This is a genomic window from Macrococcus sp. S115, assembly GCF_030067655.1.
Classification (GTDB): Bacteria; Bacillota; Bacilli; order Staphylococcales; family Staphylococcaceae; genus Macrococcoides; species Macrococcoides psychrotolerans.
Map to the genome: position 1 here is coordinate 23,361 of NZ_JASJES010000004.1, position 23,324 is coordinate 46,684.

General features: G+C 34.9%; 22 protein-coding genes and 1 other RNA gene. 16 read left to right on the plus strand and 7 right to left on the minus strand.

All coding sequences use genetic code 11. The features are described 5' to 3' along the window. The first annotated feature begins 7 nt into the window (after positions 1-7). The 5 genes from QNJ52_RS06245 (at position 8) to QNJ52_RS06265 (ending at position 5,683) form a co-directional block, all read left to right on the plus strand. The gene (locus QNJ52_RS06245; RefSeq protein WP_283722127.1) at positions 8-2,560 is read left to right on the plus strand and encodes a helicase C-terminal domain-containing protein; all 2,553 of its coding nucleotides are present in this window, start codon (positions 8-10) and stop codon (positions 2,558-2,560) included. Between the two features lie 73 nt (positions 2,561-2,633). Further along, entirely contained in the window at positions 2,634-3,929 is a 1,296-nt protein-coding gene (gene asnS / locus QNJ52_RS06250; RefSeq protein ID WP_219491746.1) for an asparagine--tRNA ligase, read from the plus strand. A gap of 128 nt (positions 3,930-4,057) precedes the next feature. Next, the gene (locus tag QNJ52_RS06255) at positions 4,058-4,732 is read left to right on the plus strand and encodes a DnaD domain protein (protein WP_283722128.1); all 675 of its coding nucleotides are present in this window, start codon (positions 4,058-4,060) and stop codon (positions 4,730-4,732) included. Next, a complete protein-coding gene (gene nth, locus QNJ52_RS06260) occupies positions 4,722-5,375 on the plus strand; it encodes an endonuclease III (protein ID WP_283722130.1) in 654 nt (217 codons plus the stop codon). Before QNJ52_RS06255 ends, nth begins: the two co-directional genes overlap by 11 nt. Next, on the plus strand, positions 5,372-5,683 hold the full coding sequence (locus QNJ52_RS06265; RefSeq protein ID WP_283722131.1) for a YpoC family protein: 312 nt from the start codon (positions 5,372-5,374) through the stop codon (positions 5,681-5,683). The genes nth and QNJ52_RS06265 overlap by 4 nt, the downstream gene beginning before the upstream one ends. Before the next feature lie 78 nt (positions 5,684-5,761). Here QNJ52_RS06265 and QNJ52_RS06270 read toward each other — a convergent pair whose 3' ends face one another. Further along, complete coding sequence (locus QNJ52_RS06270) at positions 5,762-8,095, minus strand: transglycosylase domain-containing protein (protein ID WP_283722132.1); 2,334 nt, start codon at positions 8,093-8,095, stop codon at positions 5,762-5,764. A 21-nt stretch (positions 8,096-8,116) separates the two neighbouring features. Further along, positions 8,117-8,722, minus strand: coding sequence for a Holliday junction resolvase RecU (gene recU, locus QNJ52_RS06275; RefSeq protein WP_283722133.1), 606 nt, complete (start codon positions 8,720-8,722; stop codon positions 8,117-8,119). Positions 8,723-8,799: 77 nt separating this feature from the next. Here recU and QNJ52_RS06280 point away from each other — a divergent pair, with 77 nt between their 5' ends. The 6 genes from QNJ52_RS06280 (at position 8,800) to QNJ52_RS06305 (ending at position 12,795) form a co-directional block, all read left to right on the plus strand. After that, positions 8,800-9,135, plus strand: coding sequence for a DUF1798 family protein (locus tag QNJ52_RS06280; RefSeq protein WP_099483547.1), 336 nt, complete (start codon positions 8,800-8,802; stop codon positions 9,133-9,135). After that, positions 9,132-9,683 carry an SLOG family protein gene (locus QNJ52_RS06285; protein ID WP_101152410.1) on the plus strand — a complete coding sequence of 184 codons (552 nt, stop codon included), beginning with the start codon at positions 9,132-9,134 and terminating at the stop codon, positions 9,681-9,683. The genes QNJ52_RS06280 and QNJ52_RS06285 overlap by 4 nt, the downstream gene beginning before the upstream one ends. A 10-nt stretch (positions 9,684-9,693) precedes the next feature. Continuing rightward, a complete protein-coding gene (gene gpsB, locus QNJ52_RS06290) occupies positions 9,694-10,008 on the plus strand; it encodes a cell division regulator GpsB (protein ID WP_283722134.1) in 315 nt (104 codons plus the stop codon). Between the two features lie 49 nt (positions 10,009-10,057). Next, positions 10,058-10,425: RNase P RNA component class B (rnpB, locus tag QNJ52_RS06295), an RNA gene on the plus strand. A gap of 127 nt (positions 10,426-10,552) precedes the next feature. Continuing rightward, positions 10,553-11,671 carry a THUMP domain-containing class I SAM-dependent RNA methyltransferase gene (locus QNJ52_RS06300; protein ID WP_219491728.1) on the plus strand — a complete coding sequence of 373 codons (1,119 nt, stop codon included), beginning with the start codon at positions 10,553-10,555 and terminating at the stop codon, positions 11,669-11,671. A gap of 113 nt (positions 11,672-11,784) precedes the next feature. Then, positions 11,785-12,795 (plus strand): MsnO8 family LLM class oxidoreductase, encoded by a 1,011-nt coding sequence (locus QNJ52_RS06305; protein ID WP_283722135.1) that lies wholly within the window; start codon positions 11,785-11,787, stop codon positions 12,793-12,795. 46 nt (positions 12,796-12,841) lie between these two features. Here the strand turns inward: QNJ52_RS06305 and QNJ52_RS06310 are convergent, their stop codons facing one another. The 3 genes from QNJ52_RS06310 to QNJ52_RS06320 form a co-directional block, all read right to left on the minus strand. Continuing rightward, a complete protein-coding gene (locus tag QNJ52_RS06310; protein WP_283722177.1) occupies positions 12,842-14,497 on the minus strand; it encodes a b(o/a)3-type cytochrome-c oxidase subunit 1 in 1,656 nt (551 codons plus the stop codon). A 71-nt stretch (positions 14,498-14,568) separates the two neighbouring features. Next, positions 14,569-15,045, minus strand: coding sequence for a cupredoxin domain-containing protein (locus QNJ52_RS06315; protein ID WP_198479482.1), 477 nt, complete (start codon positions 15,043-15,045; stop codon positions 14,569-14,571). A 12-nt stretch (positions 15,046-15,057) separates the two neighbouring features. Next, positions 15,058-15,225, minus strand: coding sequence for a cytochrome c oxidase subunit 2A (locus QNJ52_RS06320; RefSeq protein WP_232618435.1), 168 nt, complete (start codon positions 15,223-15,225; stop codon positions 15,058-15,060). A gap of 131 nt (positions 15,226-15,356) precedes the next feature. Between QNJ52_RS06320 and QNJ52_RS06325 the strand changes: the two genes are divergently transcribed. The 4 genes from QNJ52_RS06325 to QNJ52_RS06340 all read left to right on the plus strand — a co-directional run bounded on the left by QNJ52_RS06325 (position 15,357) and on the right by QNJ52_RS06340 (position 21,938). After that, entirely contained in the window at positions 15,357-18,752 is a 3,396-nt protein-coding gene (locus QNJ52_RS06325; protein ID WP_283722136.1) for a dynamin family protein, read from the plus strand. Positions 18,753-19,278: 526 nt separating this feature from the next. Continuing rightward, complete coding sequence (locus tag QNJ52_RS06330; RefSeq protein ID WP_283722137.1) at positions 19,279-20,151, plus strand: 5'-3' exonuclease; 873 nt, start codon at positions 19,279-19,281, stop codon at positions 20,149-20,151. 63 nt (positions 20,152-20,214) lie between these two features. Continuing rightward, the gene (locus QNJ52_RS06335; protein WP_283722138.1) at positions 20,215-21,171 is read left to right on the plus strand and encodes a Fic family protein; all 957 of its coding nucleotides are present in this window, start codon (positions 20,215-20,217) and stop codon (positions 21,169-21,171) included. Continuing rightward, the gene (locus QNJ52_RS06340; protein WP_283722139.1) at positions 21,168-21,938 is read left to right on the plus strand and encodes an HAD-IIB family hydrolase; all 771 of its coding nucleotides are present in this window, start codon (positions 21,168-21,170) and stop codon (positions 21,936-21,938) included. Before QNJ52_RS06335 ends, QNJ52_RS06340 begins: the two co-directional genes overlap by 4 nt. 1 nt (position 21,939) lies before the next feature. On the opposite strand, the gene QNJ52_RS06345 is transcribed toward QNJ52_RS06340, so the two are convergent. Both QNJ52_RS06345 and QNJ52_RS06350 read right to left on the minus strand, forming a co-directional pair. Then, complete coding sequence (locus QNJ52_RS06345; RefSeq protein ID WP_219495198.1) at positions 21,940-22,329, minus strand: ribonuclease HI family protein; 390 nt, start codon at positions 22,327-22,329, stop codon at positions 21,940-21,942. Further along, positions 22,329-23,009: a queuosine precursor transporter gene (locus QNJ52_RS06350; protein WP_283722141.1), complete on the minus strand. Its 681-nt coding sequence runs from the start codon at positions 23,007-23,009 to the stop codon at positions 22,329-22,331. The genes QNJ52_RS06345 and QNJ52_RS06350 overlap by 1 nt, the downstream gene beginning before the upstream one ends. 126 nt (positions 23,010-23,135) lie before the next feature. Between QNJ52_RS06350 and QNJ52_RS06355 the strand changes: the two genes are divergently transcribed. Beyond that, entirely contained in the window at positions 23,136-23,318 is a 183-nt protein-coding gene (locus QNJ52_RS06355; protein WP_413474579.1) for a zinc-finger domain-containing protein, read from the plus strand. Positions 23,319-23,324 lie beyond the last annotated feature (6 nt).

Sequence of the window (23,324 nt, forward strand, 5' to 3'; positions counted from 1 at the left end):
GAAATTTATGAATAGAAAGTATGCCGTTGTCGATATTGAGACGACAGGAAATAATCTGGATAGTGATGAAATTATCCAAGTGGGTATTGCAATCGTTCAAAATAAAAAAATAATAGAGACATATGATACGTTTATTGCTTGTAATAACGAAATACCGGCCTTTATACAGTCTCTCACCAAAATTGACGCCATCGACCTTGTAGATGCACCAAACTTTAGTCATGTCGCATCACATATTATCAAACTTCTAGATGGCTGTGTGTTTGTTGCTCATAATGTACAGTTTGATCTAAGGTTCCTACAGAAGTACTTCAGTGAATCGGGACATAAATTTCAGCCCCGTTATATCATTGATACGGTTGATTGGTTTAAGATTGTCTATCCATCGCTAGAGCGATACCAATTGAAATCTATTGCTGATGATCTTGGAATTAAGTTAAGCAGTGCACATCGTGCAATCGATGATGCAATCGCAACTGCAGAAGTATTTATTGAAAGTATAAAAAAAGTTGCGACTTTCCCTTCGGATACGATCAAGATGCTCTATCAATTCGCTAAACGAATGCGTTATTCAAGTGATGAACTTTTGTTCGAAATCTTAGTTTCACAAACACAAGCGCATCATTATGAAAGCTGGAACGGACTCTACTACAATAAAGCAACAAAAAAGAATCCAAGTTTATATCCATTCGAAGAAGAATATCGCACCTATTTTAAACGTGCGATCAGTCAGCTGGGATATACATTTCGAGAGAAGCAGTGTGAGCTTTCTGAGCACATATACAGACAATTACGTGAAGACAGCGTTCTGACGATTGAAGCCGATCTTGGTGGTGGTAAGACTATAAGTTATTTACTGGCAGCTGTTTATTATTTAAGTACCCATAGGAAGTCGCTATTAATTTCTACATCTACGATTTTTCTGCAGAATCAACTCATTGATGAAGATTTAAGACGAATTGAACATGCGTTGAAGATAAAAGTGCCTTTTCAGATTATCAAGAGTAGGCGCCATTACTTATCGTTAGAATTTGTATCGTTTATTCTAGATGATCAGAAAGAGAATCATGATATTCTTCTTTTAAAGATGCAGCTTATCGTATACCTATTGGAACCACATGGTGGAGATATTGATCGACTGAATTTAAATGGCGGGAGAAAAATTTATTTTGAATTGATGACTTCCATGTTCGATAACGCTCAGCATCAACATTTTTCGTATGAGGATTCTAGTGAAACATTGCATATCGGTATAACGAACCATGCGCATCTTTTAAGTAGAAGAAAAGATAATATATTTAATCATTATGAACACCTTATTGTTGATGAAGCTCACCAGCTTTTAGATTATGCATTAAACAATTCTTATGATGCACTGAATTATCAAACAATCAAATATATTATTGGACAGACGATAAAGTCGGTTCCAGATAATACTTCTAACACTTTGGATACGCTTGTAGATATGGATTTTGAAATTAGCCAGCTCAATCATAAAATTGATGATATGTTTGACCATCTTCTGGAGAATTATTCCTCTAAATCCGTGGTAAAGGTAAAAGTAGAAGAGAATGATGATATATATATATTATTCAAAGAGATTCATTCGATGATTAATGTTTTGCTTTCATATGAAATGGATGTGTCTATACGAACGAGATTAGAGACCGTACAGCAATATTTCTTATCGGTATGGATACAGATAAAGGTCTATAAAGAATTGTATATTCATATGAAGAATAATAGTAAATCGGGAATGTCACTTATAAGTAAATCTATTAAATTAAATGAAATATTAACCAACAGAATCTTTGACCGTTTTACATCAAAGGTCTTTGTATCAGGTACGATGCAGACCTTGTCGTTTCTAGAGCAATTCCATCCATCGCTAGACCATTTTTACAAGTATGAAAATACATTTTCTAAATATAAGGCAACACTCTTTGTTCCATCAGATATTCAGAACTACAACTATATGAAACAGGATCAGTATATTGAGTCATGTCTGCAATATATTCATTATTATCTTGAAAATATATCTTCCAAAGTATTGATTCTGATGAATAGTTATCGTCAGATCGAGATACTAAGAAGTTATCTTGTAGAGCTGTATGATCCATCGTTAATTATTACTCAGACATCAGATGTTAATACGTCGAAGTTAAATGAACAGTTTAATACGCTTGACAATGGAATATTCTTAGCAACTCAGACGTTCTATGAAGGAGTAGACTTTAAGTATGATGGATTTAAGACAGTGATGATTATTTCATTACCATTTATGCACCCAGATGATCTGAATATTATGCTGATGCGAGATGAAGTGAATGATGTATTTATGGATTATCAGCTACCTGGTGCTGTAAATAAGCTGCATCAGGCAACAGGACGCTTAATTCGTAATGAACAGGATAGAGGTATGCTTATCTGTTTTGATCGTAGGCTACTTGAAGGACGATATGCAAACTACTTTAGTCATGTTCTAAAGTCCTTTCATGTCAAATCCGGAACAATTGAAGACTTTACAGAAATTATCGAACAAATTAATCAAGAAAAGTAATGCACACCCCTTATCTTTCATGCAGATAATTGGTAAACTATAATTATAATAACAATGAAATGGAGAATTTTTTATGACGAAGATTACAATTAATCAATCACCTAATTACGTGGGTCAAACAGTTACGATTGGTGCATGGATCTTAAACAAGCGCTCTAGTGGTAAAATTGCCTTTTTACAGCTACGTGATGGTACAGGATTTATGCAGGCAGTTGTTGTTAAAGAATCCATTGGTGAAGATTTATTTAAAGTAGCCAAAGGTATTACACAGGAATCATCACTATTCATTACTGGTGTGATTAAAGAAGATGAACGTTCTGACTTTGGGTTTGAAATGGAAGTAACCGATCTCGAAGTTATTCATGAAGCGGTAGATTATCCCATTACACCTAAAGCGCATGGTACAGATTTCTTAATGGATCATAGACATCTTTGGTTGCGTTCTAAACGCCAGCATGCCGTTATGAAAATTAGAAATGAAATTATTAGAGCGACGTATGAATTTTTTAATGAACAAGGATTTACAAAGATTGATCCACCAATACTAACTGGTTCAGCACCAGAAGGTACGAGCGAACTTTTCCATACGAAATATTTTGATGAAGATGCATTCTTATCTCAAAGTGGCCAGCTTTATATGGAAGCAGCAGCGATGGCACATGGAAAAGTATTCTCTTTCGGACCAACATTCAGAGCTGAGAAATCTAAGACGCGTCGCCACTTAATTGAATTCTGGATGATTGAGCCAGAGATGGCATTCTATAGACATGAAGATAGTCTGGAAGTGCAAGAGCAATATGTTACACACCTTGTAAAATCAGTACTTAAAAATTGTCAGTTGGATTTAAAGATTCTAGGACGCGATACAACAAAATTAGAGCAGATTACGACACCGTTCCCAAGAATAACATACACAGACGCAATCAAATTCCTAAAAGAACAAGGATTCGATGATATCGAATGGGGGGATGATTTCGGTGCACCTCATGAGACTGCAATTGCCAATCATTATGATAAACCAGTCTTCATCATCAATTATCCAACAAGTATCAAGCCGTTCTATATGCAGCCGAACCCGGAAGAAGAGGGTACTGTTAAATGTGCAGATATGATTGCTCCTGAAGGTTATGGTGAAATCATCGGAGGTTCGGAACGTATCGATGATCTTGAGCTATTACAACAACGTATTAAAGAACATGGTTTAGATCCAGAAGCCTATAGCTATTATACAGATTTAAGAAAGTATGGTAGCGTACCGCATTCAGGTTTCGGATTAGGTCTTGAACGTACAGTTGCATGGTTATCAGGAGTAGAGCATGTTAGAGAAACAAGTCCGTTCCCTCGTCTGTTGAACCGTCTCTACCCATAATTATTTCTATCCATTAAGTTAAATGAGAATCCGAACAATGTTTGAAAATGTTTATATTTTCTAGATTGTTCGGATTTTAATGTACAGCTAGCAATTATTAATATAAACAGTTGAAAGGAGCATGCATTATGGAACTGTTTAAAAAACCGGTGATCATACCACATCAGCTATTTAAATATTATCCGTTGTTAAACATTAGCGAAACTGAGTTGATGGTAATATTGAAAATTATAGAATTATCAGATGACCAACAGCTTCCCTCTTTTGAAATGCTTGCAGAACAGATGAGTATCAATCAAAATGAAATCATGCTGATTATCCAGAATTTAATTAGTAAAGATCTATTAAAGATAACCGTCGTTAAAGACAATCACGCACAGTTTAATGAAATTTTTGATTTTTCTTCCCTAGAAGAACAGTTAGATCAACTTCTAAAAAAACAAGCTAGAGCCGCAGATCAGCATAATAATCAATTGAATTTTGAGAAGGTGTTTGAACGTTTTGAAACGACATTTGGTAGACCGTTGACACCACTTGAAATTCAGACGATCAATCATTGGCTAGATAAAGATCACCATCATCTGGATCTAATCAATGAAGCATTAAATGAGGCATCTGTGCATAATAAACTAAGTATAAAGTATATCGATAGAATTCTGTTAAACTGGAAAAAGAAAAATGTTAAAAGTGTCGTGGATTCAAAAGAAGTAAGTAAACAGTTTAAGCAGAAAAATTTGGTAAAGCAAGTGCCAGATATTCCTGTATTTGACTGGGTAAATGGGGAGAGTCCTTATGATAAGTAAGAAAAAGACATTAGAAATGTTAGATATTATAGATGAGATGTTTCCGGATGCTGAATGTGAACTTGTGCATGACAATCCATTTGAACTAACGATTGCTGTGCTGCTATCTGCTCAATGTACGGACGTATTAGTGAACAAAGTGACAAAATCTTTGTTTCAGAAGTATAAGACTCCGGAAGATTATTTATCAGTTTCAATTGAAGAACTAATGGATGATATACGCTCAATAGGACTATATAAAAATAAGGCTAAAAATATTCAGGCATTATGTCGGATTCTAATTGATCGATATGATGGTCAAATTCCACAGTCTCATAGTGCGCTCGTTGAACTTCCAGGAGTAGGGCAGAAAACTGCAAACGTTGTCGTTTCTGTTGCATTTGGTATTCCCGCGCTTGCAGTAGATACACATGTAGAGCGTGTTTCAAAAAGACTTGGCATTTGCAGATGGAAAGATAATGTAAAACAAGTAGAAGCGACACTGACGAAACACATTCCGATGGAGCGATGGAATAAGACACATCATCAGCTGATTTTCTTTGGGCGTTATCATTGTACCGCACGTAATCCGAAGTGCCTTGAATGTCCATTATTACAGATGTGCAGAGAGGGCCGTAAAAGACATAAGGTGATAGTCCAATGAAAGAAGAACTGATTGAACTTGAAGCATCGATTGACGAAGCAATTAAGAACAGAAAAATGAAACAGAAGGAAAATCAGCAAAAAATTGATCGCTATTACCTATTGCTTATTAACATTTTGAATGAAATAAATGAAATTGATAGTATAGAAAGACAGTTAGATTATAACAAGAAACCTTTAAACTTCCATGACCGAATTGAATACTTTGAATCTCATAAATATCAGTATATGGGATATGAACAAATTAAAACGATGATGAAAGAAGTTTTAAAATTAAAAGCAGTCCATGATTTGAAGAAGAAAAAATAAAAAGAAGCCCTTATTTCATTCAATTAACAGCGTTGAAATGAAATAAGGGCTTAAATGTATAAATATATTCGTTTTTAATTACGGTTCACTTGTAGCAGGCTGTGTTGCACGTTCAGTTGTTGCCGGTTGCGTTGCCGGTTCGGTTGTTGCTCGCTCAGTCGTAGCGGGTTGTGCAGTCGGACGTTCAGTTGCTGCTTCTTGTGTAGTCGGGCGTTCAGTTGTCGGGCGTTCAGTCGTAGCACGTTCAGTTGTCGGACGTTCAGTCGTCGTACTTTCTACTGTACGAGCTTCAGTTGTGTTGGGTTCACGTGTCGTATTATAGTTTGTGTCATTTTGATAAGTATTTGTAGAAGCTGCCCGAGAATTATCCCGAACAGCATCATTTGTATTATTTGGTTTTACATTACTTGTATATCCATTATCTGATTGTCCTTTAACCTGTAGAAAGCCACCATATTTCTCCACAGAAGAAGGCATTTCAAAATCTTGACCATCAATTGGACTGATTTCACTCATAACTTGTCTGAAAAGTTCTTTTGGAAGCGATTGTTCTTCAGGACCTACAAAAGAATTCTCACCATATTGTGCCATTTGTGTGAAGCCCATCCACACAGACATCGTATATTGTGGTGAATACCCTACAATCCAAACATCTTTTGCTGCACTATCAGGTAAATTATATTTTTCGTAAGTTTCATCGCCATAAGTTCCTGTTCCTGTCTTCGCAGCAAGATTTAAACCAGGGATCTGACTACCGTAAGCAGTACCATATGGTTCAAATGTCCCTTTTAACATATCAGTAATCATATATGCTGTATAATCTTCCATTGCTTTTCTAGAATTAAAATCAAATTTTATAGTTTCATTATCTTGCGTTTCAATCTTTCGAATCGCATGAGATTCATTATATGTTCCGCCATTACCGAACGCAGCATATGCACTGGCCATCTGTAAAGGAGTAAACTCCGAAGATGATCCCCCTAGTGCCTCTGAAGGACCGAGATCGTTAGATGGATAATTTAATCCTAAGTTCTTTGCAAATTTATATGAGGCGTCATTTCCTGCCTCAGACTGTACCGCCTGGAATATCTTTAATGCGGGTATATTTAAACTTCGTCTTATTGCATCTCTCATTGTAACATTACCATGATTCTGAGAGTCATAGTTCTTAAATTTAATGCCGTGAATATCATATTCAGCTTCATCCTGAATTCTGTGTCCTGTTGACCATTGTTCGTTCTCGATTATAGGTCCATAGCTTAAAAACGGTTTAATTGTTGAACCAACTGGATGTACATCTGTAGCTAAATTTCTATCGACAACATCTGTATAGTTTCTTCCGCCACTAATTGCAATCAGGGCACCTGTTTTCGTATCAACGATAGAAGAAGCAGCCTGTTGATATTTATTCTTGTAGATGTTCATGTTATCAGTGTTATTCTGAAGTGATAATTGCACATTATTATCCATGGTAGTATAGATAGATAAACCACTTGTTAATATATCTTGTAAATTTTTACCCTCAAATTCTTTATTCTTCTTAATTTCTTGTTTTATCACGTTAATATAAGATGCATAATCCGGATCATTTTCTTCAAGGTTCTGTCTTTGTGCGGCTGTACGCTGCACTAAAGTTTGCGAAAGGTCTGTATTTTGTGCATCTTCCATTTCAGCCTTTGTTATTCTGCCATGACGGTTCATCAAATATAGAACAGTATCCTTGCGCTTTTCAGCAGCCTCTGGATTATCATATATATTATAGGTGTTAGGAATCTGAGGCAGACCGGCAAGATATGCTGATTCTGCGAGTGAAAGCTGATTTAAATCTTTATTAAAATAATATTTTGCAGCTGTTTTTACACCGTAGATACCATCAGAATAATAAATTTTATTAAGGTACATTTCAAATATTTCATCTTTACTGTATTCTTGTTCTAATCTGTAGGAAAGATACGCTTCCTGAGCTTTTCTTTCGATAGATTTTTTGTCTGTCAGAAAGGATCGTTTAACAACTTGCTGAGTTAAAGTAGACGCACCCTGTGACCCGAAACCTCCGGAGACGTTTTTAAATATTGCACCAGATAACCTTTTGAAATCGACAGCACCATGCTCATAAAAACGATTGTCTTCAGTTGCGAGTACAGCATTCTTTACTTGGTCAGGAATGTCTTTAAACTTGACCTGTTCTCGTTTTTGTCCCATTTGTAGAACGGTGACTAAGTTATCATCCTTGTCGTAAATTTTTGTAGGAAGCTGATCACGAAGCGATGCTTCATTAAACTTTGGTGCTTTGTATGCATAATATAGGAAAAGAAGCATTCCACAAATAAAAAGTGCAGCAAATAAAAGAAATATGCCGCCTGCAATTTGTAGAATTAACTTTTTTATATTACGTTTCTTCTTTCTAGCCATTAAAATTTCCTCACTCTCGATTTATTCATTAAAATATATGTGATCTATAACTTTTAAATAGTCGATTCTAGGCTGATATTTTTTTTCCACATGATAACCGTATTTTTTTATGTCATTCATAGGGATGGATTTCTTCTTCTCATTCTTATACAGGTCCCAATACTTTAAAAATGGTTCGATTGGAAGTAAGAAAACTTCTTCATGAAATGAAAAATAAAATAATATAAAACATATAGCGCCATGTTTTGAAACCTGCTGCATATGCTCTACTTGATGTTCATGTATATTATTTAACGGAAAACTAGTTTTATTTTGCGTTGCTTTTGCTTCAAAGTCAATATATTTACCTCTATAAATACCATTGTAATCAGTTGTAGAGGCTTTTCTGAAATATGCTTCTTTTATTACGGCCCGAGAACGTTTTGGATAATCTACATCAACAATCTGTATCGGCGTTGGTTTCTTATGGATAACTGCGATATCCTGCTTCAAATAATATTGATTGGCATGGTCGATTGCTTCTTCAAAACGCATTCCTCTTTTTCCATATTCTATTTTACTATGATTATTTGCTGTTGTAACTAGTGCTTTAGACGTATTTCGCTTGCCATTTGGGTAATTGACCATATAGATTCATCCTATTTGTGAAGATAATAAATATAATATACAATGAGTGTATCATAAAACTGATGAGGAGCCATTAAATGTTACAACAATGTATTGAAAGTTTAATGAATGATATCATTAGAATAGAGCATTATTTTAAAGCTTCTAAAGATGGGCAGCAATTTAATTTTGTTATGGATGTTCAACCTTTTACAGAAAAAGTTGATAAGCATCTTTCTATGCTTGAAAATTATAAAGTACAAGTCATCAGTCTACCTTTAATGAATGAAAAGAAATATCAGCTAATGGTTGCCCACATTAAAGAATTATCTGTAAGTTGTTTCTTTAGTAAGACGAGTAAGAAAGTTTTTATTGATCAGTTTAAGGCTGTAAAACATGAACTCCATTATTTGAATCGAATGATAAATACATGAAATCTATCTATATAACGGGTTATAAACCATACGAACTCAATATATTTAATAACAAGCAGCCTGAAGTGCGTTACATTAAATTATTTCTTCAGCAGAAACTTAAAGAATATATCGAAGATGGATTGGAATGGGTCATCATAGAAGGTCAGCTCGGTGTTGAACTATGGGCAGCTGAAGTTGTTATTCGTCTAAAGAAAATGTATGACGTTAAATTGAGTATCATCACACCGTTTCTAGAGCATCATAGCAAATGGAATGAAGAGAACCAGCTTTATTACAATCAGATTTGTGCGCGTGCTGATTTTATAACCTCTGCACACAACGATGTCTATAGAGGTGGATTTCAATTTAGGAATACAGATCAGTTTGTGCTTGATAACACTGAAGGTACAATTCTTTTCTATGATGATGAACATGAGGCTAGCCCAAAATTTTTCAAGCAGACACTGATTGATTTTGCGGCAGAAAATCAATATAATATTGATGTTGTGACGTTGGAGGATTTATCAGATTTTGTAAATGAATATATGAGAGCAAAAGAATATTAGGAGTGAGCATATGGCGGATATTACATTGAAATTATCAGCAAAGGATATATACGAAAAAGAATTTGAACGTACCGCGTTCAGAGGATTTAAGCCAGAAGACGTGGACAGTTTTCTGGATGATGTCATTGAAGATTATCAGAAGATGGCAGATATGAATCAGCATCTTCTAAAATTAAATGATGAGAATGTTAAATTAAAACGTGAAATTGAAGACTTAAGAATGAGACTTGCTACTGGTAGAAGCGAGAACACTGTATCTACTACAAATAATTTTGATCTATTAAAGAGAATATCTAATTTAGAGAAAGCAGTCTTTGGTAAATAGTATGGTGAAATCAATAGAGTCATGCTATAATAAATAGAATTATTAAAGATATCTCGGATAATCGCTATATTTATTTATAGAGGAAAGTCCATGCTCACACATGCCTGAGATGGCTGTAGTGATCGTGCCTGGTGAAACAATAAGCCAGGGCATTAATTTGACGGCAACGAACGAACCTAAGTCTATGATATGGTTTTAGTAGTTTGAAAGTGCCACAGTGACGTAGCTTCTTTAGAAATAAAGAAGGTGGAACGCGGTAAACCCCTCGAGTGAGCAATCCAAATTTGGTAGGAGCACTTTTCTAGCGGAAATGAACGTATAGAAGAGGTATGAAAGTACAGACAGATGATTATCACCGGCGTACGAGAGTAACTAGGCTCGCTAGCAGTACTATGGGACAGAACATGGCTTATAGAGATATCTTTCTAGTTTAAGCTCTCCAATATGGAGGGCTTTTTTTATTGCATACATCAATGGTAAAATGAAGTGAATCAAATTTACAATAAAAACACAATAAAAATATTATGTAAACAAGGAGTAGATTATGTATCAATTATTAGCAACAACCCCTATGGGAATGGAAGCTGTCGCAGCGAAAGAGGTTCAGGCATTAGGATATGAAACAATGACTGAAAATGGTAGAGTACTATATCAAGGTGATGCACGTGCAATTGTAAAATCTAACCTTTGGCTCAGAAGTGCGGATAGAGTGAAGTTAGTAGTAGGACGTTTTTATGCCACGACATTTGAACAGCTTTTCGATAAGACGAAGGATATTCCGTGGGAAAATTTCATTTCTGAAAATGGACAGTTTCCTGTGCAGGGCCGTAGTCTTAAATCCAAGCTATTTAGCGTGCCTGATTGTCAGGCGATTGTAAAAAAAGCGATTGTCGAGCGTTTGAAAAAAGCACATAACAAGCAAGGATGGCTTTCAGAAAGTGGTGCTTTATACAAAGTAGAGGTCGCAATTTTAAAGGATGAAGTATTGCTGACAATCGATACATCAGGAGCAGGTCTGCATAAACGCGGATATCGTCTTGCTCAAGGTGAAGCACCGATGAAAGAAACTTTGGCGGCCGCACTTGTATTATTATCTAACTGGAAAGGGGAAACACCATTTATCGATCCATTCTGTGGTTCAGGTACCATTGCGATAGAAGCTGCAATGATCGCTCAAAATATCGCACCTGGATTCAATCGTGACTTCGTAAGTGAGGACTGGGATATCATTCCTGAAGGTATGTATGATGAAGAGCGAGTTAAAGCAGAAGAAGTTGCTGAATATGATAAAGAAATATCGATTACAGCAAGTGATATAGATCCGAATATGGTTGAAATTGCCCGTAACAATGCGATTGAAGTAGGGTTTGGAGATATTATTGAATTCAAGCAGATGAATGTCCATGACCTTACTCTAAATGGTGAGAAAGGTGCAATAGTAGGTAATCCACCTTATGGAGAGCGTATCGGTGAAAGAGCAGAGGTAGAAGCGATGTACAGTTATCTAGGGGAACTGATCGAAAAGAATCCTAAATGGTCGTTGTATATATTAACTAGTTTGAAGACATTTGAAGTATTAGTAGGTAAGAAGGCGACAAAACGCCGCAAGCTGTTCAATGGATATATTGAATGTACCTATTATCAATATTGGGGCGAGAGATAAAAGGATTTGAAAGCAATACGTAAAAATGTTCAAGTTACCCACACAAAGTATAAATTTATGTTTTGTGTGGGTTTATATTTATGATAAATATATTGAATAGCAGGTGAAATTATATGAAATTAAGTATATTAGATCAAGTACCGATGTCACGAGGCGAAACGCCGATGGATGCATTGATGCAAACGATAGAACTTGTTCAATTTGCTGAAGAAATAAAATATGATCGCTATTTTGTTGCTGAACATCATAATACGACTGGTTTAATCAGTCATGCACCAGAAATTCTTATGACGAGATTATTATCGATAACGTCTTCAATTAATATAGGTTCTGCAGGCATCCTTCTGCCACAATATAGTCCTTATAAGGTAGCTGAAAATGCAAATTTATTAGAAGCAATGTTTCCTGGTCGAGTGACGATTGGCCTAGGAAACTCTCCTGGCGGGAGTGAAATCACGAGACAAGCTTTAACAGATGGTGCCCAAAGTAAGGTGAGAGATTATGATAGAATGCTAGAAGAATTTTTAGGTTTTATGCGTAACACTTTGCCTTTAGAACACCATTATCGAAGTGTTAAAGCAGGACCGAGAATAGAAACACATCCTGAGGTATTCACGTTAGGGCTGACTGATAATGGTGCTAAAAGGGCAGCAAAATTAGGTGTTGGTTTTGTGTTCGGAAATTTTATCAGTGATAAATATCAAGAGAGTGCAATTAAAATTTATCAGCGAGAATTTGTTCCTAATGCATTTATGCAGCGCTCCTATACAATATTTTGTTCCTTTATCATCGTTGTGAAAGATGATGCAGAAAAAGAGATGCAAAGACGTATTTTGGACCATTGGCTATTAAATGTCTCTAAAGGAAGAGATACAGTCATTCCTTCTATTGAGCAGGTTAATAAAATGCACTATAGTGATCAGGACAAACGTATCATTGACAAGAACAGAGGACGATATTATATCGGTAGAAAAGATGAAGTTAAGAATGAGATTAATAGATTGTATCAAACATATCAATTTGATGAATTGATGGTAATTAACAATACTTTTGACTTTGCATTAAAAATAGAGAGTTTCAGATCTATTAAAGAAATTATAGATGAGATCAATAGTGAAGAATAATTAAATTAAAAATAAAAACCATCAAGCGTATGCTTGATGGTTTTTATTACCAGAGTTTGCCTTCACCCATACCAGCTGCACCCGGTGGTGGATCCATAAACATTTGACCAATAGGTACTGTGTAAGCAACTAAAATTAATGCAATCGTTACAACAAGCAAGAACTTCCAGTTTTCAACGAATTTATAAACTGGTGCATGTTCATCCATTGCCTCTGACACAGGGAATGCTTCGTATCCTTTTGGTGCAAAGAATGCAAGCTGTATAAATACGATAACAACTAAGATAATGGATACGAAAAGAATTGTTCCACCAATCGCCTGAATTACTTGGTATGGAATCCATTCTGCTGCTATTTTAGAGCCGCCATATTCAGAATATGTTGAACGACGTGGTGCACCGAATAATCCGATGTAGTGCATTGCACCAGACATAATTGACATACCGATTGCCCATAGCACACCTTGTGCGATAGCGAGTTTATTCATTGCTTTTGTCATAACACGGCCAGTAGCATGTGGTATTAACCAGTACATTGTTCCAAAGAACGTTAAAATGACTGCTGTTGCAACTGTTAAATGGAAGTGACCTGTAATCCAGATTGTATTATGTACTACCTGGTCCATTTGAGCAGAAGCATTAACTAATCCACCGGCACCACCAGGAATGAATGCGGCCATTCCGATAAACGGCAACACGAAACGTGCATCGTTCCATGGTAATGTTTTAATCCATCCAAATAAGCCTTTAGCACCTTTATTTCGTCCATATGCTTCAAATGTAGCAAAGAGACTGAATGCAGTCATTAAAGAAGGAATAACGACCATAAATGTTAATACGACCTGTACATATTTCCATGTAACGTCAATTCCTGGTTCAGTTAACTGGTGGTGAATACCAACAGGAATTGAGAAGAACAAGAATAACATAAAGCTCATACGCGCAAGATTATCACTGAATGCTTTAGCACCTATAATCTTTGGTACTACTGCATACCATGACATATAGGCTGGCAGTAACCAGAAATATACTAATGCATGACCGAAGTACCAGAATAACGTACGACTAAGTGAAACATCGATGCGCTCAACTAATCCTAGAGACCATGGAATCATCTGGAATAATACTGTAGAAGCAACACCTATTGAACATACAATCCACATGACATTGTTAATTACTACCATGTAAGATAAAAGAGGTGATTTTTGGACTTTATGTTCTTTTTTCCATTGTGCGTAACGCATAATTTGTCCAGCTGCAGAAATCCATGAACCAACAATAACTAATGCCATACCTACATAGAAGATAACATGCGCTTTAAGTGGAGCATAGAAAGTATATAACACAGTTGCTTTATTAAGTAGAACCATTGTTGCTGCCATTGCAGTACCGATTAGCATTACCCAAAAACCGATCCACACAAGCTTACGTTGTAATGGACTAAGCTTTCCGCAAGTACGAATGACTGCAGCAGTCTGGAATCCCATGATAAAGAATGTAGTCAAAACTAATGCGAGAATGATCCCATGTACCGTAAGAATCTGATAATATCCAATACCAGCGGGTAACTCTAAAGTTCCAGAGCGGACTAAAGTCTGAACTAATCCTGCCAATCCACCGATGATTAAACAAACTATCGCAACATACATATGAGCCATAATCAACTTACCATCTGGTTTGGACATTTCAACTCGATTTTCCATTTCTTCTCTATGATGATTTCTGAACGAAGCACGTTCATCAAAAGTCCCACTATCCAATTTATATTCGCTCATTATTGATCAACCACCTTAATGTTTGATTTCATATCTGCGTGACCTGTGCCACAGTATTCATTACAAAGTAACAGATATTCACCTTTTTTATCAAAAGTTTTTATAAATTTAGAAATGTGACCTGGTTCAATCATCATATTGACATTTGTCTGTGCAATTTCAAAGCCATGTACAACATCTCTACTTGTTGCTATAATTTTTACTTTTGATCCTTTTGGAATTTCAACTTTACCTGGGTTGTAGTTGAATGCTGAAACAACAAATACAAGTTCGTAATCCCAGTCTTTTCCTTCAACTTTATGTAATCCTGGGTTACTAAATACTTCATCTTTATCAATAAGCTCCGGCGCAATGAATTCACGGCCGCTTGCGATAGGCTCATGACCATTATGTAATGCAGAAACAAAAATAATCCCTAAAAATAAAATTAATGAGCCCATACCTAGACCAAGCCAGATTTTTTCAAACTTATGCAATGTATTCCCCTCCTAAATTCGTTCTATAAATAGTACAAAAATTGCAAACCAAGTGATAACAAATATTGCTCCTAAAGCAAGTACAGCAGCCATTGTTCCACGCAAATCTAAATCATGATGAACGTCTTCATTGACTTGAATTGGATCTTTAGTTTGATTCAAATTTTTATCATCATTCACATTGAACACCCTTTCTTAATAGCTTTTCTTTCTTTATAATAATAGAGTAACTGGTTTATTAATGTGATAAATATCACACTTTTGGATATTTCGTTATATTTTTCACAAATAAAGAGGTAATGAGGTAGAACATGGATAATAAAGAGCAGATCAAACGATTATATCAACTGAAAAAAGAAGTGGAAAAGTCAGACAACACTTTATTATTGAATCAAATCAATGAAGTGATAAAAAAAGTTTATTCAGATTATATTGTATTAAGTTTTATCGGTCATTTTTCTTCAGGAAAATCATCTTTGATTAATAAGATATGTGATGAGGATATTTTACCTAGCTCTCCGATTCCGACAACGAGTAATACGGCTCAAATTATTAAAGATAGTGTAGACCTAATAAGAATAAATATGGACAACCAGACTTATAGTGACGTCGAGAGCTATGAAACTGTTAAAAAGGTGAATACTTTGAATACAGATATAGAATCGGTAGAGATTCATAAACAAAACCTTGCATTTCCAGAAGGTACAGTAATTCAGGATACACCAGGTATTGATGCAACGTTCAAAAATCATGAACAGAGCACAATGAAATATCTACTCATCAGCGACATCGTTTTTTATACGGTGGAATATAATCATGTGAACGCAGAAAAGAACTTCAGACAGATTAAGATGATGAATGAACTGGGCGTTCCAGTTGTTCTCTTGATTAATCAGGTTGATAAACATGATGAAAATGAAATCCTCTTTACGGCATTCAAAGAAAAAGTAGAACAAAACATTAAGATGTGGAACTTAAACGTTGAAGCTATTTATTATACTTCAATCTACGCTTCTGAACATAATCAGTTTGATCAATTAAAGGAACAACTTAATCAGCAAGTAAATGATTTAACTGCAGATAGAGATTTCTACAATAGAATCATCGATTATATTGAACGCGCACAGATAAACTATCTAAATCAAAGAAAAGATAGGCTATTAGAACAGCTCGAGGTAGATGAAGCAGATATATCTCATGCCCTAGACGAGCTTCATATACAGCAGAGTCTGAACAGTGAGCAGCAACTATTGATGCAGGATAATCGTACGGAACAATTATTAAAAGAAGTACGGAACATTGTTAAGAATGCTTATTTAATCCCTTTTGAACTGAGGGAAAAGATAGGTGCGATGCTTGAGACCTTTGCTACAAACTATAAAGTAGGTGGATTCTTCAATAAACAGGCAAAGCTTGAGAGTATTCAAAACGAAAAAATAGATAGTGTCATCGAAATGCTTAATGATCTACTGGATAAACAGATTAATTTCCAACTAAAAAATTATTATGAACAGTATATGAAATATAGTGAACAACCAGCGTTACTTGATGATATTTACTATCATATTACAAAAGAGGATGTTAAAGCGCTGAGCAAACCACAGCCGGAAGTTACAAAAGAATATATTCTAATCTATTCTGAACAATTAAAGACATTCATAGAGAAAAAGATTGTGCAGCAACAAAAAGTCTGGCTTGAAAAGTTCATAAAAAGTATAAATATGTCTAAATTAAATACTACAAATCATACTTCAGATAAAAGCATCCTATTTGATGATTATCTAAATAATGAAAAGTTAATGGAGTCAGTCACTACTAAAAATTATATGCATTACTATATTCATCTGGAAGAATCTATCGATAAATTAATAGATAGAAGGTATGTAACATTGTCTATTAATGAAACTGATGAAGTGGTGAACAAGCAGAGCATTATTAATGATAGAAAAGGTAGACAAGATTCACTGAATATTGAAGTCTATGAAACCTTTAAAACGGTTGACTATTTTAAATCAGATATGCGTAAGCTAGAAGCACAGCTTGATAGAATTCACAATGATGAAACTAAAATAGTTGTATTCGGAGCATTTAGTGCGGGTAAAAGTGCCCTCATCAATGCGTTGTTACAGGAAAGAATCTTAATTTCTTCTCCGAATCCTACAACAGCAAGTATTACCGAACTGTATTATGGGCAACAGCATTTTGTAACATTTAAGACAGAAGATATGCTGCTTAACAAGCTTAATGGGATATCATGTTCAGTAAGTGAAAATATGAATACCATTGAGTCATGGATAGAAAAAAATAAAAACAAGATAAATGATTTTTCTGATGAAGATAAAAGCTTCGCATCTGGTGTGATCAAACAATATCATCACTATAAAGCATACTTATCAAATGGACAGACGATTGAAATAGATAAAAATGAGATTGATAAATATACGGCACAAGATGAGCACGCAGCGTTCGTCAATCGTATAAAAATAGGTCTAGAAAATGATTTCCTTAAAAACAAGGTTATTATAGATTCACCTGGAACAGGAAGTACGAATAGCAGACATACGATGGAAACGACAGAGATTATTGCGGATAGCGATTTACTCATATATGTTTCATATTATAATCACGTGTTCACAGAGAAGGACAAAGCATTTCTATCTTACTTAAATGAAATTGAAGTAATGAATGAAGCGAGTGAAAATTTCTTTGTTATCAATGCAGTGGACTTAAGAAAAAATGACGAAGAACTAGTTGCAGTAGAGGATTATTTAAGAACTGAACTCGACCAGCTGAACATTGAAGATAGGATTTATTCAGTTTCTAGTAAACAAGCATTAGGTGGTTATGATGAACGTTTTAACGTGTTTGCTGAAGCAATTGAACATTTCGTAGATTCTACGAGTAAAATTCAAAAGATACATCAGTTTAATAGCAATGCATCGCGTATCGTTCGAAGTGCGCAATTTATGAGAGATGATTATAAAGCGTATATTGCAAAGCAAAATAGAAGAAATTTACAGTATGATGTGTGGCAGAAAGAGCCGCCATTAGAATGGAATATAGTTAGTAGAGTATTAAGTGATATAAAACAACTACTGCATGAACAGGTAAGTTACTTACGTGATAAGATGAAGATCCAGCTTTATGATGTTATCAAGTCAGAAGTAAATACTTCTCAAAAATTGAATATGATCGAAAAAAGTTTTAAAGCATCTGTAGAAAGTAAACTACTTAATGAATTTCAGTTCATTGTACCGAGAATCAATAAAGCTGCGATCCAGAGTTATAGAGACGAAACTTCTCTCACGAAGGCAGCCCTTATAGAATATGAGATTGCAGAAGATATAGTATTTGACTCATTTATTTTGAAATTAAATCAAATGAAGCTGAATCCCATTGTCAATGAAATAGAACAACTCGTATTTCCAGTAGTAAAGGAAAAGCAGCTTAAGAATATGAATTCAAGAAATGAGCTATTTGAAAATATACATGAGCAATCCATGACGGTAATCAATCAAGTACTCCTTAAATATGAAAGCTATATAATAACTGAAATCGAAAATGGTATCGGAGCATTAGAAACACATATTGATGAGAAGAATAAAAATATATCTGAAGAAATTATCGAAAAGCGTGCTACTTCAATTGATGATAGTGTCATTTCTGAAATTAAATCAGCATTAAAGCAATTAGAGATGAATTCATGAAAATATGGATAATGATACACAGAAGCTTGAACAGTTTAATCAGAAGCACATACAAAATAGTATTTTTACCTATCCTATATTTATGTCATCTCGTCGGATGAGATTGCTATATTATTGATGGAAGTTATGAAGATTTGGATGCTTTTCACAATATTTTGTATCATAAAATATTTTTCATCCGTCAATAGATGATATATGACGGATGAAAAATTAATATTGACGATGAAAAATTGAATTATAACAAATCAATATTTTTAGATATAGAACCCTTGTTGAAAAATGATGAAGAACGTATACTTGTAGATGCGAGATCTTAGGAGAGGTTTATAGGATTGCTTGAACCAATCGATGCGGTTGGTGGTCACATTCCTTCAAATCAATATTCCGTATAATTATTGATTTGAAGGCGGATATATAAATGACCGTGCGGCATTAAGATCTGTGGATAGAGACGTGGCATTATATGCAGATAGCTTTTCTGAATGGATATCGTTTTATCCTGATAAAATTGAGACTGGAGATTAATATGAAAAATGTACTGATTATAGATGGGATGGCATTGTTATTTCGACACTTCTTTGCAACAAGTCTTCATGGAAACTATATGAGAAATCATGAGGGTATACCTACGAATGGTGTGCAAGGGTTTATAAAGCATGCAATTAGCGCGATCGAAGACACGCATGCAGCACACGTCATTGTATGCTGGGATATGGGTGCCAAAACTTTCAGAAATGACATCGATAGTAATTACAAGGCGCATCGTCCTGCACCACAAGAGGAGATGATTCCACAGTTTGAAATGGCGCAGCGCATTTCAGAAGAACTAGGATTTGTTAATATAGGGGTTCATCAATTTGAGGCAGACGACGTTATTGGTACGTTAGCGAAATATCTTGATAAGGAATACCATATCACTGTAATAAGCGGCGACCGAGATCTACTGCAGATATTAGATGAAAATATTGAAATTTGGCTTATAAAAAAAGGTTTCAGTATATATAGCAAGTACGATTTGAATCGATTTGAAGAAGAATATCACCTTAAACCAAAGCAACTTATCGATGTTAAAGCATTTATGGGTGATACAGCGGATGGTTATCCCGGCGTTAAAGGTATAGGAGAAAAAACGGCGGTAAAATTGATCCAGTCTTATCGAGATGTGAGCGGCGTTCTAGCTTCATTAGAAGAATTGCCAAAAGGACAGCAAAACAAAATCATGACATCGATCGATGCTTTGAAAATTTCGAGACGTTTAGCTGAAATTCATACAGAGGTACCTATCAACCTTGAGGATATAAAAAAACGTATGTCGTATGTTTCTGATTATGAGTTTATAAGAAGTGTCTGTGATAAGCATGAGTTAAAATCTGTAAGTAGATTTCTGATTGGAAAATAATTTTTAGATTGATATCATTTCCTCAGTCAATTATAATTAATTGACTGAGGAAAGGGTGGGATTATGAGTTATATATTCGATACTAAACAACTGAAAATATTGGATCTTGCAACACAGATATATGAGTATAAAGGCATGCAGCGTCTTATCGGCGAGAGACATCACACTGCTTTGCAAAAATTACAAAGAATTACAATGATTAATGCTCTTAAATATACAATGCAATTAGATAGCTTCTATTTTGCAAATACCAAACTGATTCAGATGGTGGACTATAAAAGTAGTATTAAAAATAATGATGATATGATTTTAATGGGTTATCGAGATGCGTTAGTATACATATTTAATGATTATGAGTTTATTGATTTATTACCTATAGAAATTGAACGTATTTATCTTGAAATGTCATTGGGTAATAATGCAATGATTGAAAAGATAAAACAGCAAAATACATCTATGTTGCACACTTCAACTCAAGCATATTATGAACAGATAAGTGATCATTATAATGCGCTTGAACGAGTTCTCACCTTTATATACTCTTTTAATAAAGAACATATATTTGAGGAAGATAATCGTAAATTAACCCATCTACTCTTAACATTGCTGCTGCTTAAAAGCGGATTTATTGTTGTGAAGTACCATAATATAGAGCAATACATAGCCGAAAGAGCAGATGAGTATCTTGAAGTGATGCAGCCAGATAGTCCGTTTGTTGACTTTTACTGTTTTTATCTCGAGATTATCCATCAATGTTATGAGCAGTTTTTTAATCAGTTCGAACTGATTAATATGAACAAATACGATCCCTATTATAGAGTGCTGGAAGTAATTAATCAGTCATTTACACCTTTATCTAGAACGGATATTGAACTTAAGCTGGCTGATATCAGCAGAAAAACAATAGAGCGCGCCTTAGTGAGCCTTCAAAAAGATGATGAGATAAAGAAGGTTGGTATAGGGAAATCAACAAAATATACTTTGAATACGATGTTTCACGTGAAAGGAAAATCTAAATGAAGTTAGTTGCGGTAGATATGGATGGTACTTTTTTAAATGATAATAACGAATATGACGAGGTAAGGTTTAAACATATTTATGATAAAATGCTGCACAATAATATTCGTTTCGTTGTAGCCAGCAGTAATCACTCTTCGTATTTAAAATATTTTTTTGCTGAGTACAATGACATTATTTATATTGGTGCCAATGGCGCATCGCTTGAGTTAGATGATATAAAGAGATATAAGTTGATTGCGCAACGTGATGTTTGTACAGCGATAACACGTCTTATCGATACAAATTATGAGTTTGTAGTATCAACGATAAACAATGCCTTTATTCACCAGACAGCTTCAGAAAGTTACCGAAGGATGATACAGCCCTATTATCCAGATATCAAGGTGTTTACTGTTAATGATGATATTGATGAATCTGTATTGAAAATTACAGTCACGGCTGCCGCTGATGAACTTTCACATATAATTGAGTTGCTTCCTGCAAGTTTAGATTGTGTCTATAGCGGAGCGCACTGTATAGATATTACAGCCTATGCAGATAAAGCGCATATGCTTAAAATAGTGATGGAACAATTAAGTGTAGGTAGGGATGACCTTGTTGTCTTTGGTGATGGAGAAAATGATATAGAAATGTTCAAACTGTCAAGTCACAGTTATGCAATGATAAATGCACCTCGTAAGGTGAAATCTTACGCGAGTGCTATCGCGCCTTCTAATAATGAGAGTGGTGTACTTTATATATTAGAACAGAACATTAAACAGATATAGCTCAGCTATATCTGTTTAATGTTCTTCTTGCGATTGTATCTGCATGCTTATTCTCTGCTCTAGGTATCCAGTCTAAAATGATAAGTTCAAACTGAGATTCAAGCACTAGATATTCCTTGAGATAATTTTTATAGGCTTCTTTTCTTACAAACTTTTTCTGTACAGAATCAGCGACAATTTTGGAGTCTGTTTTTATAAGTAATGACGTGTAGTTATTTTGTAGACTCAATTTGAGAGCGATAATCAGGCTCTGCCATTCCGCATGATGATTATCAATATCTCCTAAATACTCACCGTACTCTACAATGTCAGAATTATGTCTGAAAATAATACCACAAGCACTTTGTAAAGGATCTTGTCTCGTTGCTGCGTCTATATAAACTTGGGTCATCATGCTTCCTCTTTATGGAACGATTTCGCCCAGTATCCGAACGGGACATTGAAAATAGTAGACAAAAGTTTAAATAGATATGTGGTCATAAAGATTTCAAAAAGAACATTTCCTGGCATGAGGCCTGTAAAGGCAATCAATGTGAATAGTGCGGTGTCGATAATTGAGCTGAATACTGTACTGCCATAAGCTCTTACAATGAATGTACGATCAGAAGAAAAACGTTTTTTAATCAAATTGAAAAGATAGACATCCACGTACTGCCCGATAATATAAGCAACAATTGAACCGAGTACGATTCTTGGTACAACCCCGAATAATGTCTTAAGACTTTGCTGTGCAATATCGTTTGTAGCTGGATGGAATTGTAAAGATATCGTCATTAAAACGGTCATTATTATTGCGGATGAAAAGCCTAACCATACAGCTTTCTTAGCAACTTGTCTGCCGTAACGATCATTCAAAATGTCTGTTGCCAGGTAAATTGATGCAAATAATACATTTCCTAGCGTTGCAGTGATTCCGAAAAGTTCAACTGATTTAGTGACTTGAATATTTGCGATGACTGTGCCCACTGCAACCCATACAAAAAGTCCTTCTTTGCCAAAGAACCTATACATAATAACGAGCATCACAAATGTCATGATAAATGCAGCGATAGCCCATAGTTCATTTGTCATAATAAACCTCCTTTTAAAGTTAACTTAAGTATTATAGTGGTATAAATGTATTAATGCAACATGTGTTAAGCAAAGCATCATGCTTAAATATATAAATTTGTTATAATATCGTATGAGGTGGATTTATTGAATAGTGATCAGCAAATTACGTTACGTACTATTGATAAGCTCAATGACCATTATTGTAGTCATTGTCTCTTAAAAGAATATCATCGTAAAGAACATAATAAGACGTTCGCACATAATTACTGTATAAAGAAATGTACGGTTGGAATAGAAATCAAAAGACTAGGAAACGTATTGCAATAGGAGGAT